General features: G+C 56.7%; 11 protein-coding genes. 4 read left to right on the top strand and 7 right to left on the bottom strand.

Annotation, left to right across the window (positions count from 1 at the left end; translation table 11 throughout):
- Positions 1 to 58 precede the first annotated feature (58 nt).
- Positions 59 to 517, bottom strand: coding sequence for a succinate dehydrogenase, cytochrome b556 subunit (sdhC, locus tag ACIQ5B_RS07745; protein ID WP_397598511.1), 459 nt, complete (start codon positions 515 to 517; stop codon positions 59 to 61).
- Positions 518 to 748: 231 nt separating this feature from the next.
- Between sdhC and ACIQ5B_RS07740 the strand changes: the two genes are divergently transcribed.
- From ACIQ5B_RS07740 to ACIQ5B_RS07725, 4 genes are read left to right on the top strand one after another with little or no spacing between them, the layout of a single operon-like run.
- The gene (locus ACIQ5B_RS07740) at positions 749 to 2,089 is read left to right on the top strand and encodes a methyl-accepting chemotaxis protein (protein WP_397598510.1); all 1,341 of its coding nucleotides are present in this window, start codon (positions 749 to 751) and stop codon (positions 2,087 to 2,089) included.
- 41 nt (positions 2,090 to 2,130) lie between these two features.
- Complete coding sequence (locus ACIQ5B_RS07735; protein WP_397598509.1) at positions 2,131 to 2,823, top strand: SDR family NAD(P)-dependent oxidoreductase; 693 nt, start codon at positions 2,131 to 2,133, stop codon at positions 2,821 to 2,823.
- The gene (gene bla, locus ACIQ5B_RS07730; protein ID WP_397598508.1) at positions 2,813 to 3,700 is read left to right on the top strand and encodes a subclass B3 metallo-beta-lactamase; all 888 of its coding nucleotides are present in this window, start codon (positions 2,813 to 2,815) and stop codon (positions 3,698 to 3,700) included. Before ACIQ5B_RS07735 ends, bla begins: the two co-directional genes overlap by 11 nt.
- Positions 3,697 to 4,671 carry a 50S ribosomal protein L11 methyltransferase gene (locus ACIQ5B_RS07725; protein WP_395628221.1) on the top strand — a complete coding sequence of 325 codons (975 nt, stop codon included), beginning with the start codon at positions 3,697 to 3,699 and terminating at the stop codon, positions 4,669 to 4,671. The genes bla and ACIQ5B_RS07725 overlap by 4 nt, the downstream gene beginning before the upstream one ends.
- On the opposite strand, the gene phhA is transcribed toward ACIQ5B_RS07725, so the two are convergent.
- From phhA to ACIQ5B_RS07695, 6 genes are all read right to left on the bottom strand, one after another.
- Complete coding sequence (gene phhA / locus ACIQ5B_RS07720; RefSeq protein WP_395628222.1) at positions 4,641 to 5,537, bottom strand: phenylalanine 4-monooxygenase; 897 nt, start codon at positions 5,535 to 5,537, stop codon at positions 4,641 to 4,643. The genes ACIQ5B_RS07725 and phhA overlap by 31 nt on opposite strands.
- A gap of 83 nt (positions 5,538 to 5,620) precedes the next feature.
- Positions 5,621 to 7,636, bottom strand: coding sequence for an NAD-dependent DNA ligase LigA (ligA, locus tag ACIQ5B_RS07715; RefSeq protein WP_397598512.1), 2,016 nt, complete (start codon positions 7,634 to 7,636; stop codon positions 5,621 to 5,623).
- A 26-nt stretch (positions 7,637 to 7,662) separates the two neighbouring features.
- Positions 7,663 to 8,226, bottom strand: coding sequence for a hypothetical protein (locus ACIQ5B_RS07710; RefSeq protein ID WP_397598507.1), 564 nt, complete (start codon positions 8,224 to 8,226; stop codon positions 7,663 to 7,665).
- Positions 8,223 to 9,878, bottom strand: a complete 1,656-nt coding sequence (gene recN / locus ACIQ5B_RS07705; RefSeq protein ID WP_397598506.1) for a DNA repair protein RecN — start codon at positions 9,876 to 9,878, stop codon at positions 8,223 to 8,225. Before recN ends, ACIQ5B_RS07710 begins: the two co-directional genes overlap by 4 nt.
- Before the next feature lie 4 nt (positions 9,879 to 9,882).
- Entirely contained in the window at positions 9,883 to 10,677 is a 795-nt protein-coding gene (locus ACIQ5B_RS07700; protein ID WP_397598505.1) for an outer membrane protein assembly factor BamD, read from the bottom strand.
- Between the two features lie 216 nt (positions 10,678 to 10,893).
- Positions 10,894 to 11,751: S1 RNA-binding domain-containing protein (locus tag ACIQ5B_RS07695; protein WP_397598504.1), on the bottom strand; the 858-nt coding region annotated here is incomplete at its 5' end.

Raw genomic sequence — 11,751 nt, 5'->3', positions numbered from 1 at the left:
CCATGCTTTGCTGAACCCAGCCCGCGCACGCGCCCGATATATGTTCTACTGTCCATCATCAAACTCCCAGAAAGCGCGATGCCACAAACAGGACAACGAATGCAGTTGCAAAAAAGGCCGCAATGAATGCAGCCGAAGCCCAGGTCCGGTTCGTCTTCAATTCGTAGCCAGCGCCAATATCCAAAACGAGGTGGCGAATGCCCGACGCGAGATGCTGGAAAAAGCTGAAGGTTACAGCCAGGCCCAAAAGCCGGAAGAACCAGTTGACGGCCGTTTCAAAACCAGTTGCACCTTCGCCTGCGGAGACAACATATTTTTGGAAGGTCGCATAGCTTTCCGCGCCACCACCAATTGCGGACAACCACCACAGCAAGGTGATCATTCCAACCGTCGCGAGGATGAATCCTGTTGCACGGTGGAAAATCGAAATCGCCATCTGCGGTGACCAGCGATACACCTGCAAATGCGGTGATAACGGGCGGTTCGGGTTTTTCGCCATGATTTCAGCGTCCTTCATTTAAGCGCGGCCTGTATTAAGCGTCGCTCTTTAATCGTTTAATGGCGTGGCGCAAGGCCTCCACCGTCAGAATCGCGCATTGCGATGATGGATTTGTTCAATCACAACTTTGCACAAAATGTGCGCCAGAGCATCGGAGGCACCCCGGCAATAACCGCCTATTAACCATTTACCGCTTAAAGATGTGAAATCGGTCCGCATTGCGGAAGACCATGACACAGGAATGCGAGTATGGCAGAAAAACAGGACATTGAACAATCGGACGTCCAGGCGATTATTGATGTGTTTGTCGAAGACAAAAGCTTTGCGCCCCGCTGCCGCAAAGTCGGTGAGCTGTTGAAAGACCGGCTATATGACATCAGCAGCTATTATTGGGATTATTGGATCAGCATGGGCAAGTTTCCTGAAATGCAGGATCCCAAAAATGTAGAAAAAGCCCGCACCAAAACAGCGGCCTTTATCGAGAAGCGCCTTAGCAATATCGAAGGCGCTGAATGGTCAAAGTTTCTCACCCGTCAAATCATGGACTCGTGCCAGCGGGGCATCCCACTCGAGAGTGTTCATGCAGCGTCGACCCGCGTCAACAGCTTCACGCTAAAGTTGCTTGGTGAAGTATATGGCGTCGAACAGAAAGATTATCAGGATCTAGCGGCGGCCGTTCTAACCGCTACGGGTCTGGAACTGTCGATCATGGCGATGTGCTATACATCATATCGCGCCAATCAGAACGTGGCACGCCGCCGGGAACAAACGGCGCAGTTTGAATCAGACATTGGCATTACCGCTCATGAGGTTGCAGATCGCACAGCCGTATTGCGCCAACAAGCCGCGAGCAGCTCGCAAATGGCGAACGGCATGCTGTCCAAGGCGTCTGAAGTTGCGGCAGCGTCTGAACAATCTGCAGTCGCCATGCGCGAAGCAGCCCAAACTGCCGCAGGCCTCATCCGCGCTATTGAAGATGCACGGACAGAAGTGGAGACCGCAGCCGACGTCGCAAACCGCGCCGCCGCCGTGGCAACCAAAGGTGCAGTGGCAACCGATACGCTGTCCGAACAATCACAATCCATTGAGTCGATATTGGGGCTTATCCGCGACATCGCGGGGCAAACCAACTTGTTGGCATTGAACGCCACGATCGAAGCTGCGCGCGCGGGCGATGCGGGCCGTGGTTTCGCTGTGGTTGCGCAGGAAGTCAAAAGCCTCGCAAATCAAACAGCGCAGGCAACGGACGAAATTGCGCAGAAGATTTCATCCATTCAAAGTGCGACCAAGGCGTCGGTTGAATCCAACGCATCCATCCGCGAAACCGTTGACGAAGTGCGCATGTCGGCCGAACGCATCCGGCGGGCGATGGAAGACCAAGCACAGACGGTGACGATGATTACCGCGTCAGTTGATGAAACCGCTTTGGCCGCCGATTTAATGTCAAACACGATCTCCGCCATCCGCAGCGATACGGAAAATGTGGTGTCTGAAATCATGCAGCTTGAAGGCGGGTTTAGCGAAGTGAATGAGAAAATCTCATCGCTTCAAGCCAATGCCACCCGCTTTGTTGGAAACCTCATCCGATAACTTCGGTTGAAATTTTGTCGGCGCTGTGAAAAGCAGCGCGGATGAAAACCCATATCCTTATCACCGGCGCATCACGCGGCATCGGCGCTGCCGCTGCGGCCAGCTTTGACCCCGCAACGACTTCCGTGCTGGCGCTGTCCAGCACAGATGGCGACCTAAGCGATCCCGCAACGCCACAACGGCTTTGGAGCCATGCGCTTGATCGCCTTGACGGCCGTGTAGATGTATTGATCAACAATGCCGGGGTATTTGAGCAAAACCCGATTTCGGCGTCGGACGAGGAATGGCTCGCGTATTGGAACCGGACCATGCAGATCAACCTGACGGCCAGTGCGGACTTGTGTCGGCGCGCTGTCCTGCATTGGCAAGAATCGAACGCGAGTGGCAGGATCGTCAATATCGCCAGCCGCGCTGCGCATCGCGGGGATAGCCCGGCCCATTGGCATTATGCGGCATCAAAGGCCGGCATGGTCGCCATGACCAAGACGATTGCACGCGCTTACGCTGCCCAAAAAATCTATGCCTTTGCCATATGCCCCGGCTTTACCATGACCGGCATGGCGGACGATTATCTCGCAAGCCGCGGCGGCGATAAGCTGCTCGCCGATATCCCGCTCGGCAAGGTCGCTGATCCCGAAGAGGTCGCGGCGATGGTGAAATTCTGTGCACTGGATGCGCCGCCGTCGATGACAGGTGCGGTATTGGATATAAATGGCGCAAGCTATGTACGCTAAGCTGGGCGCACTATTGGCATTGGCCCTGACGGCCTGCGCACCTGTCGCACCCGTCAAGAGCATGAGCAGCGGAACCACACTAGCGTCACAGTGCCAAGGCCGTGACGGCTGGAGCGACCCTGCCCCGCCGGCACATATATTCGCCAATGTGTATATGGTGGGCACATGTGGCATCGTGTCGTTGCTCGTCACGTCACCCAAGGGTCATATCCTCATCGACGGCGCGACCGCCGAAGCTGCGCCGTTCATTGCCGACAATATCCGTACGCTTGGATTCCAACCGACAGATGTGAAATATCTGGTCAGCAGTCATGAGCATTATGATCATGTTGGCGGACTTGCCGCGCTAAAGGGCATTACCGGTGCCCGCATGCTCGCGCGGGCTGAAGCGCGCAAAAGTCTGGAGACCGGTATTTCGGACCCTACGGACCCGCAATTGGCCATATTACCGCCCTTTGCGGGCATAAAGGTCGACCAGATCGTCAGCGACGGCGAAACCATCACCCTTGGCCCGATAAAAATGACTGCCATCGCCACGCCCGGTCACGCCCCTGGCGGAACGAGTTGGACCTGGAAATCATGCGAAGGCGCGACCTGTCATCAGTTTGTTTTCGCCGACAGTCTTGGCGCTGTGTCTGCTGATGCATACCGATTTACCGACCATCCAGAATATGTGGCGGTATTAAGGGCGACCATGAAGCGCGTTTCTGAACTAAACCCATGCGACGTCCTGATCGCCCCGCACCCCGCGCAATCGCGTTTCTTTGAGCGCGTTTCCGGCAAGGAACCTCTGGCCGACCCTGCGGGCTGTGCAAATTATGCCAAAGCAGCAATGGAGCGGCTTGATGCCCGGTTAGCAAAAGAAGCCGCACAATGAGCTGGAAGGTTACCCTGCCCTGCACCCGCAATGAAGCGGAAGAACTGCACCATGACGATGAGTGGCTTGCGGCATTGGAACCCATGCCGACAATCGTTGCGGACGAGGTCGAAGCCTTCAATGACGAGAAATGGCGGCTTGAAGCTTATTTTAACGAGAAACCAAATGCTCAGGTGATCGCCGCCATCCAAATCCGCTTGCCCAGTGCGGCCGACGCAAAGGCGGTGGTTGAAGAACTTCCCGATGCCGATTGGGTCGTTATGAGCCAACAAGGGCTTCAACCGGTGCATGCCGGGCGCTTCTACGTCCATACAATGGCCAACAAGGGCACAGTGCCCAAAGGCGCAACCCCGTTCCAAATCGAGGCTAGCCGCGCCTTTGGCACGGGCGGACATGAAACAACCAGCGGCTGTCTTGATATGCTCGACAGAATGAAACGTGCCGGTAAGCGGTTTGACCTGATTGCTGACATCGGGACCGGCACTGGCCTGCTGGCATTTGCCGCGCATGTGTTGTGGCCGAAGGCATATTTGACGGCATCGGATATCGACCCGGTCAGCATTGATGTCACAGCGGCCAATGCCGTGGTCAACAATGTCCCTTGCGGCGTTGCGCAGGGCCAGCTGGCGCTGTGTGTGGCCGCGGGGACAGCGCACGACCTTATCACCGCCCGCGCGCCTTATGATTTGGTCATCGCCAATATTTTGGCGGGCCCGTTAATCGAACTTGCGCCGTCACTATCGGCGATATTGCGCGAAGGTGGCTCGCTGATATTGGCTGGCTTGCTGAATACGCAGGCAGAAGCGGTTACGCGCGCATATCGCCTACACGGGTTTAGAGTGCAAAAACGCAAGGATATGGGTGATTGGCCATGCCTGTGGCTCGTCAAGCGCCGCAATTATGGCTGGCAACGTCCGCTGCGCGCTTCAGGCCGCACCAGTCAGCCGCCGGGTGATTTTGGAACCTGGTAGCGGCTGGCGCCCTTAAAATATGCCTGTGTACCCTTGGTGATAAGGGCATCTTCGGCAATGATTTCGCCAACCGATATGTCGGGCAAGGATTCAAGCCGCTCGTACAATGGCGCGAAATCGGTCTCAACGGTCACCTCAAGCAGCTGATCCATGCTGGAGACCACAAAATAGTTCTGCTGAAAATCATCAATCCGGTAATGGCTGCGCATCACGCGCAGCAGGTCGAATGCGATCCGGTTGGGACTTGGGTCCTCCAGCGCAAAAATGCTCTCTGCATAGCTTGAGACGATCCCAGCGCCGTAAATCCGCAAACCATCGGCCTGCTGAATAAGGCCGAACTCCACCGTATACCAATATAGCCGCGCGAGATGGTCAAGCGCGCCAAAACCGAGCGAACGCAATCCGCCTTTGCCATAAGCGACCATATAATCGGCAAATACGGGGTCGGCCAACATGGGCACATGCCCGAAAACATCATGGAAAATGTCTGGCTCTTGCAGATAATCCAGCTGCTCAGGCGTCCGGATAAAATTGCCTGCCGGAAAACGGCGATTGGCGAGATGGTCAAAAAACACGTCGTCGGGAACCAAGCCCGGCACGGCAACGATTTGCCAACCGGTGGCCGCCATCAACCGCGCGTTCAATTCGCGATAATCGGGAATGCCGGGGCGCGTTAGCTTTAGAACGTCGATCCCGCGCAGAAACGCGTCAGCCGCGCGGCCCGGCAGCATCGCGGTTTGGCGCGCAAAAAGCCGGTCCCACATCGCATGTTCATCAGCGCCAAAGGCGTCCCAATTCTGGGGCACGGTCCAATCGGCATTGGCACCGGCAGGCGGCGCGTCATAAACATGGCTCGAGCTATCCATGGCAATTAGTTACACTTGAAACCGTTTTGCATCAACCGCGTTGGTCGCGATCTCATCAGTTCACAAGACGTTGCAGGCCCCCGCTAAGCCTCCGCCACAATGCGGGCCCATTCGGCCTCATCAATGACTTGAATGCCAAGGGCCGTGGCCTGTTTCAGCTTCGATCCTGCGCCGGGGCCTGCCACGACCAAGTCGGTCTTTGCACTCACCGATCCAGCAGATTTTGCGCCAAGTGCTTCCGCTTGGGCCTTCGCCTCATCCCGGCTCATGGTTTCAAGCTTTCCGGTGAACACAATATTTTTGCCCGTCCACGCGCTTTCACGGACGTTTGACACATAAGCAGGCGGCGCGATTTCGCTCAAAAGATCATTCCACACCGACCTATTGTGCGGTTCGTGGAAGAAATCGCCAAGTGCCTCGGCAACTGCCCCGCCAACGCCGTCAATCGCGGTGACGTCCGCGATAGCCGCTTCATCACCCTGCGCCAAACGCAGCCCGATGTTACCGACCGCTTCTACCGTTCCAAAGGCTTTGAACAGATCGCGCGCAGTAACTGCACCGATATGGCGAATCCCAAGGCCAAAGAGCAATTTGGCGCCATCGGGCGCGCGCTTCGCCTCAATCGCTGCCAACAGGTTATCCACAGACTTATCCTGCCAACCATCACGCGATAAAATATCTGCACGGCGGGCCTTCAACCTGAAAATATCTGCCGGACTTTCGAGCCATCCCAAATCGAAAAACTCTTGAATGGTTTTCTCGCCAAGCCCCTCAATATCCAGCGCACCACGGCTGACAAAGTGAATCAGCCGCTGAACCCGCTGGGCCGGACAAATCAGTCCGCCCGTGCAACGCACATCAACTTCGCCTTCCTCGGCAACGGCTTCCGAACCGCATTCGGGGCATTGCGATGGAAACGAATAAGGCGCGCGTTCTGTATCGCGCGTTAGGTTTTCGACGATCTGGGGAATGACGTCCCCTGCCCTTTGCACCACAATGCGATCACCGGGGCGCACAGCCAAGCGGGCAATTTCATCGCGGTTGTGCAGGGTTACGTTGGATACAACGACGCCGCCCACCGTTACTGGGGTCAGGCGACCCACGGGCGTTAACTTGCCCGTCCGGCCCACTTGGATATCGATAAGCTCAAGCGTTGTTTCGGCCTGTTCAGCGGGAAATTTATGCGCAATCGCCCAGCGCGGGGATTTTGCGACAAAGCCAAGCCGTTCCTGCCATTCAAGCCGGTCAACCTTGTAGACCACGCCGTCAATATCATAGGGCAAGTCAGCGCGCTGACGTTCGATGCCCGCATAATGGGCGAGCGCATCATCGCTATGCGGCACGCGGACAAGCAATGGCGACACGGGCACGCCCCACGCCGCGATGGCCGCCATCACGCCGCTTTGGGTCTCGGCTGGTAAGCCACTGACCTCACCCCATCCATGCGCAAGGAAACGCAACGGCCGTGACGCGGTAACCTTGGCATCTTTCTGCCGCAATGATCCCGCCGCCGCATTGCGCGGGTTGGCGAATATCTTCCCGTCCTTCGCCTTTTGCGCCTCGTTTATGGCCGCAAAGTCAGACTTGGCCATATAGACCTCGCCGCGTATCTCGAAGATATCGGGCACATCGCCGTGCAACTGCTGCGGGATGTCCGAGATATGAGCGACATTGGCGGTTACATCCTCACCCACGCTGCCGTCGCCGCGTGTTGCGGCCTGTGTCAAATGGCCTTTTTCATACCGCAAGGAGAGCGAAAGCCCGTCAATTTTGTCCTCGGCCGTCAACGCGACATCCGCATCGGGGGCGAGGTTTAGAAAGCGCCGGACACGCGCCACGAAATCGTGCACATCTTGCGCCTCAAACGCATTGTCGAGGCTCATCATGCGCTTGGCATGCGTGATTTTCTTCAGGCCTGAACCGTCTACAGCCGCGCCAACCAGACTATTGGGGCTATCGGCGCGCACGAGATGCGGGAAAGCCGCCTCTAACTCATTATTGCGCCGCACCAGCGCATCATATTCCGCGTCTGAGATTTCAGGCGTGTCTTCGGCATGGTAGCGCTTGTTGTGATGGGCAATCTGTTTCGCCAAGCGCATCAGCTCATTGGCAGCGTCTGCTTCTGTCACTCACCGGCTCCAGAAACCGGTTTTTTCAGGTCAAATGAAACCCGGAACAACCGCCCCGGCCTTGCCAGTTCATATGTCAGGACCTGTCGTGGCGTGACTTCAAACGCCCAGATATTGGCATTTGATACAGTGCGCCCTTCTTTGGTGAACATGTCTTTGGAAAAGGCATCCGCAGGAAATTCTTGCCGCATGACGCTGCCAGACGTCACGGTATCGCCGCCATATTGGGATACAGGGTCTTCGGTGCCATCTTTTAACATATGGCGATGCTTCAGACGCAGGCCAGTGTCTGTCTTGCTGATAATCCATGTGCGCGATTTATCTTCGCCAACATCAAATGCGATCCGAACTTCGCGCGATGAACATTCGCGGACGTGCGCGCGCATCTTCGCTGAATTAAAGCTGGCGTCGCTGTCATCGCCCGCCGCCAATTTGCCTTCAAATGACTTGCCGCACAGCGCGGAAAGTTCCCGAAAAAATCCGTCGGCAGGCGGCGCTGCGGGTTCCGTGGTCGTGCAGCCAGTCAGCAACACCGCAAAAATCAAACCTATTTTCTTCACACAACCTCCAAAAGACGTTTTGCTTGCGCGCGCGCTTCATCCGTCACTTCTGCGCCCGAAAGCATCCGGGCGATTTCTTGGCTGCGCGCCTCATTATCCAACAAGACCACGCCCGTGCGCGTCACCGTCCCTTGGCTGGATTTGGCGATGAAGTAATGCGCTTTGCCTTTGGCCGCGACCTGCGGACTATGCGTGACCGCCAGCAACTGCGTATGTTGGGCCAAGCGCGCAAGCCGCTCACCGATGGCAGCAGCCACCGCACCGCCGACGCCGCGGTCGATTTCATCAAAGATAATCGTCGCCGCCCCGCCCTCTTCCGCCAGCGCAACTTTAAGTGCGAGGATGAAGCGCGACAGTTCGCCACCCGATGCAATTTTGGCCAGCGGCGCAAATGGTGCGCCGGGGTTTGTCGAAATCAAAAACTCGACGCGGTCCATGCCCGACGCGGCCCAGCGCTCTTCGGGAAGCTGCTCGACAGATGTTTGGAACTGTGCCGCATCCAGCTTTAACGGCGCCAATTCCACCTTAACAGCGGCATCGAGCTTTGCAGCTGACGCACGTCGCGTTTCCGACAGTGCCGTAGCGGACGTGACATAGGCCGCGTGCTTTGCAGCGACCTCAGCCTCCAACAGAGCGAGCCCCTCACCACCTGCCTCAATCGACTGAAGCTGCGCCGTCAGACGCTCCTGCAGGGCAATGATGCCGTCTGGCGCGACATTGTGTTTACGGGCCAGCGCGCGCAATTCGAACAGGCGCTCTTCAATTTCATCGAGACGCGCGGGTTCATATTCAATTGCCCGCGCCGCCGCATTCAACTTGTCCTCGGCTTCGCTTGCTTCGATTACGGCACGGTCAAGCGATGTCAATGCTTCTGCCAGCAACGGATGGGCATCGGCCAAGCGATCAAGCTTGCGTGCCGCAGACCGGATAAGCGCCAGGCCGCTTTTGGGGCCGTCAAAGCTTTCGAGAACCGCCTTCAAATCTTCGGCAATGCGCTCGCCCTTTTGCATGTCCGACCGCTCGCCAGCCAGCTCCTCTTCCTCGCCCGGCTGCGGGTTAAAGGCAGCAAGTTCCGCCACCGCATGCTCAAGCCACTCTTGATCGCGCGCGGCATTTTCCAAAGCTTCGCGTGCGATATCAAGCCGCACTTTTGCCTCATGCCATGACGTGAAATTGGCCGCGACTGTTGCGGTGTCGCATCGGCCAAAGGCATCAAGCAGCGCCCGGTGCCCGCGCGGGTTCAGCAACCCCCGGTCATCATGCTGCCCATGTATTTCAACCAAAGATGCGCCGACATCACGCAACAAAGCCGCAGAGCAAGGCTGATCATTTATGAACGCCTTACTGCCGCCATCGGCCTTGACCGAACGGCGGATCAAAAGCGGTTCGCCTATGTCGATTTCAATGTCATTTTCGCCCAGCAACGCGACCACATTGGCTGGCGCATCAAAGCTTGCCGTCACTTGCGCCTTGTCAGCGCCTGCACGCACAAGGCCACTATCGGCGCGCGCACCCAGCGCAAGGCCCAGAGCGTCCAGCAAGATAGACTTACCAGCGCCCGTCTCCCCGGTTAACACACCAAGGCCGTTTCCAAATTCAAGGTCCAGCGCCTCGATCAGCACCACATCGCGGATCGACAGCCCCGTTAGCATGTCATTACGCGGCGGGCGCGTTCTTCTGCATCAGGTCATAGGCGCGCTGATACCATTCGCTACCGGGGTAGTTGGCACCCAGCACAGCCGCAGCTTTCTTCGCCTCTTCCGGTACGCCCATCGCCAAATAGCTTTCGGTCAAGCGGTACAACGCCTCTGGCGTATGCGTTGTTGTATCAAATTTGTCGATGACCTCGCGGAAACGCAAAGAGGATGCGAGCCACAAGGCACGACGTTGATAGAAACGGCCAATCTCCATTTCCTTGCCCGCCAAATGGTCACGCACAAGATCGATTTTCAACGTGGCGTCAGCGGAATAACGCGAATTGGGATAGCGACGCTGCACTTCACCCAATGCCGCCAATGCCTGCTCCGAAATCTTCTGATCGTGGGTCACATCGCTCATCTGTTCATAATAAGACAAGGCGATCAGATAATATGCATAAGCCGCATCTTTGTTACCCGGATGGATCGACAGGAAACGGCGCGACGATTGAATCGATTCGTTATATTTCTGCGCCATGTAATAGCTAAATGCGCTCATCAACTGCGCGCGGCGGGCCCATGGCGAATAAGGGTGCTGGCGTTCGACTTCGTCAAACAAAGCGGCAGCAACTTCATATTGCTTGTTATCCAGCTTGTCCTTTGCCGCCGTATACAACGTATTGACGTCACGCGCGACATAACGGGTGTTGCTGCCCGGCTTTGCGCCACCGCCGCCAAGGCCAAGCATAGCACAACCCGAAAGCAGGGAAACCGAAGCCAGCAAGCCAGCGGACACAAGGATTTTTCTGTTCATGCGATTGTCCTTAGATACTCTTGGGGCCGTCGCCAAGGGTTTTGCGCATGTTAGTGCGAGATGCTGTATCGGGCATGAACTGAAGCCCAGCCAGCTTCGCGAGCAACCGGCTTTGAACCTTGGCAGCGGCCAATGCCCCCAACGAAAAAGGGGCCACCGCAGCGACCCCTTTTCCTCTCCAATCCTTTTGCAGGATGTTCTGTGTGCCGCGTGGGCTTAGTCCTTCAGGAATGCTGGAACATGATCGGGATCGCCCCCGCCGTTGTTTCCGCCTTCTGAACGCTCTTGGCGTGGACCACGGTCGCCGCGGCCTTCACCACGACCACCGCCATCACGACGCGGTCCGCGATCGCCACGGCCTTCGCCGCGTCCGCCACCGCCGCCTTCACGACGGGGACCACGATCGCTGCGCTCGTTCTTTTCACGTGGCGGGCGAGTGTCTTCCAGTTCTTCACCGGTTTCCTGATCAACGACGCGCATGGAAAGGCGAACCTTGCCACGTGGATCGATTTCAAGAACCTTGACCTTCACGTCCATGCCTTCGCTGACGACGTCGGTAACCTTCTCAACGCGCTCGTTGCGCATTTCGCTGACGTGGACGAGACCGTCCTTGCCACCCATGAAGTTTACGAACGCACCGAAATCAACGAGATTGACGACCTTGCCGTCATAGATTTTGCCAACTTCAGCTTCTTCAACGATGCCGGAAATCCACTTACGTGCGGCTTCGATCTGGGAAAGGTCGCTCGACGAAATCTTGATAAGACCTTCATCATCAATGTCGACCTTGGCGCCAGTGGTGGCGACGATTTCACGAATAACCTTACCACCGGTACCGATGATGTCGCGGATCTTCGCTTTGTCGATCTGCATGGTTTCGATGCGTGGTGCGTGCGCCGACAATTCACCGCGGGCTTCGCCCAAAGCTTTTGCCATTTCACCAAGGATATGCGCGCGGCCTTCCTTGGCTTGGTTCAATGCAGCTTCGAAGATTTCACGGGTAATACCGGCAATCTTGATGTCCATCTGCATCGTGGTGATGCCTTCTGACGTACCAGCAACCTTGAAATCCAT

It is taken from the genome of Sphingorhabdus sp., assembly GCF_044374345.1.
In the GTDB taxonomy this organism is placed as follows: domain Bacteria; phylum Pseudomonadota; class Alphaproteobacteria; order Sphingomonadales; family Sphingomonadaceae; genus Sphingorhabdus_B.
Note: the sequence above shows the minus strand (reverse complement) of the source record. Positions and strands in the feature narration are given on the sequence as shown.

Coding starts and splice junctions, on each gene's coding strand:
- sdhC (WP_397598511.1), bottom strand. CDS start 517: ATGAAGGACGCTGAAATCATGGCGAAAAACCCGAACCGCCCGTTATCA.
- ACIQ5B_RS07740 (WP_397598510.1), top strand. CDS start 749: ATGGCAGAAAAACAGGACATTGAACAATCGGACGTCCAGGCGATTATT.
- ACIQ5B_RS07735 (WP_397598509.1), top strand. CDS start 2,131: ATGAAAACCCATATCCTTATCACCGGCGCATCACGCGGCATCGGCGCT.
- bla (WP_397598508.1), top strand. CDS start 2,813: ATGTACGCTAAGCTGGGCGCACTATTGGCATTGGCCCTGACGGCCTGC.
- ACIQ5B_RS07725 (WP_395628221.1), top strand. CDS start 3,697: ATGAGCTGGAAGGTTACCCTGCCCTGCACCCGCAATGAAGCGGAAGAA.
- phhA (WP_395628222.1), bottom strand. CDS start 5,537: ATGGATAGCTCGAGCCATGTTTATGACGCGCCGCCTGCCGGTGCCAAT.
- ligA (WP_397598512.1), bottom strand. CDS start 7,636: ATGCGCTTGGCGAAACAGATTGCCCATCACAACAAGCGCTACCATGCC.
- recN (WP_397598506.1), bottom strand. CDS start 9,878: ATGCTAACGGGGCTGTCGATCCGCGATGTGGTGCTGATCGAGGCGCTG.
- ACIQ5B_RS07700 (WP_397598505.1), bottom strand. CDS start 10,677: ATGAACAGAAAAATCCTTGTGTCCGCTGGCTTGCTGGCTTCGGTTTCC.